Genomic DNA, 1697 nt, shown 5'->3' with positions numbered 1-1697 from the left:
GGTCTCCGAGGCGAGCGAGCGGCCCATCGTGATCGGCGGCGAGGAGTCGATCTCCGCGGCCCTCTTCCCGCCGACGATCGCCTACGTGGCGCTGGGCCACCTGCACCGCGCCCAGCAGGTCGGCGAAGCGCGTATTCGCTACAGCGGCAGCCCCCTGCCCCTGGACTTCAGCGAGGTGGCCTATCCCCACCAGGTGGTGGAGGTGACCCTGGCGGGCGAGGCGCTGGGCGAGGCGCGGCCGATTCCCGTGCCGCGCCCGGTGGCCATGCACCGCGTCGGCCCCGCCCCGCTGGCCGAGGTGCTCGCCGAGCTGGAGGCCCTGGAGGACGACCCGGCGCTACCCAGGGAGCAGTGGCCCTGGCTGGAGGTGCGGGTCGAACTCGAGGCGCCCATCCCCGACCTGCGCGCCCGGGTGGAGGCGGCCCTCGAGGGCCGCGCGCTGCGCCTGCTGCGCCTGGAGCGCCGCCTGCCCCGGGTCGAGGAGGAGGGCACCCCGGCCCGGGTCGATCTGGAGAGCCTGGGGCCGCGCCGGCTCTTCGCCCTCACCTGGGAGTCGCGCTGGGGCGAGCCGCCCGGCGAGGAGGTGCTGGCCGACTTCGATCGCCTGCGCCAGGCGGTGCTGGACGCCGATGACGACGACGCCAACGCCCGGGAGGACCGCCCATGAGGATCCTCGCCCTGCGCCTGGAGAACCTGGCCTCCCTGCCGGGGCCGCTCGCCCTGGACTTCACCGCCCCGCCGCTCCTTGACGCCGGCCTGTTCGCCATCACCGGCCCCACCGGCGCCGGCAAGAGCACCCTGCTCGACGCCCTCTGCCTGGCGCTCTACGGCAACACCCCGCGGCTACGCCAGGCCCCGACCCGCGACAGCCAGATCGACGACACCCCGGACTCCCGGCTCACCACCAGCGACGCCCGCACCCTGCTGCGCCGGGGCACCGCCAGCGGCTACGCCGAGGTGGACTTCCTGGGCCGCGACGGCCGCCGCTACCGCGCCCGCTGGGCGGTACGCCGCGCCCGGGAGAAGGCCACCGGGCGCCTGCAGGCGGTGGAGCAGTCGCTCACCGACCTCGACGACGACCGCCTGCTCACCGCCCAGAAGCGCGAGTTCGAGCGCCTGCTGCCGGAGCGCCTGGGGCTCACCTTCGAGCAGTTCACCCGCGCCGTACTGCTCGCCCAGAGCGAGTTCGCCGCCTTCCTCCAGGCCGACGACAACGCCCGAAGCGACCTGCTCGAGCGCCTCACCGGCACCGCCGAATACTCCGCGATCTCCATGGCCGCCTACCGCCGCGCCAGCGAGGCGAAGCACGCCGTGGAGGCCCTGGAGGCGAGGCTCGCCGAGGACCTGCCCGCCGAGCCCGAGGCCCGCGCCACGCTTGCGCGCGCCGCCGAGGCCACCCGGCAGGCGCTCACCGAGCTGCAGCGGCAGGCGGAATCGCTCCGGGCCCGGCAACGCTGGCACGAGGAAGACGACCGGCTGCACGCCGCCCACGCCGAGGGCGCATCGGCGCTTGAGACCGCACAGGCGGCCTGGCAGAGCCTCGCCGAGGCCCGCCGCGACCGCGACTGGCGACGGCTGATCGCCCCCCGCCGCCAGGCTCACGCCCGCCGGGCCGCGCTGCCCGAGGAGATCGCCGCCCTGGCGGCGGCACGGGGCGAGACCCGCGAGGCCCTCGCCGCCGCCGAGGCCGAGCGACA

The 1697-nt window shown here is 76.2% G+C and carries 2 protein-coding genes; both read left to right on the top strand.

The window, feature by feature from the left end:
* Window positions 1-667, top strand: a 667-nt coding sequence (locus J5F18_RS07315) for an exonuclease SbcCD subunit D C-terminal domain-containing protein (RefSeq protein ID WP_346301615.1), incomplete at its 5' end; no start/stop codon positions are given.
* Window positions 664-1697, top strand: a 1034-nt coding sequence (locus J5F18_RS07310; protein ID WP_346301614.1) for an AAA family ATPase, incomplete at its 3' end; no start/stop codon positions are given. The genes J5F18_RS07315 and J5F18_RS07310, both read left to right, overlap by 4 nt.

The organism is Halomonas sp. BM-2019, assembly GCF_017584085.1.
This window is presented reverse-complemented; position numbering and strand designations above follow the sequence as displayed.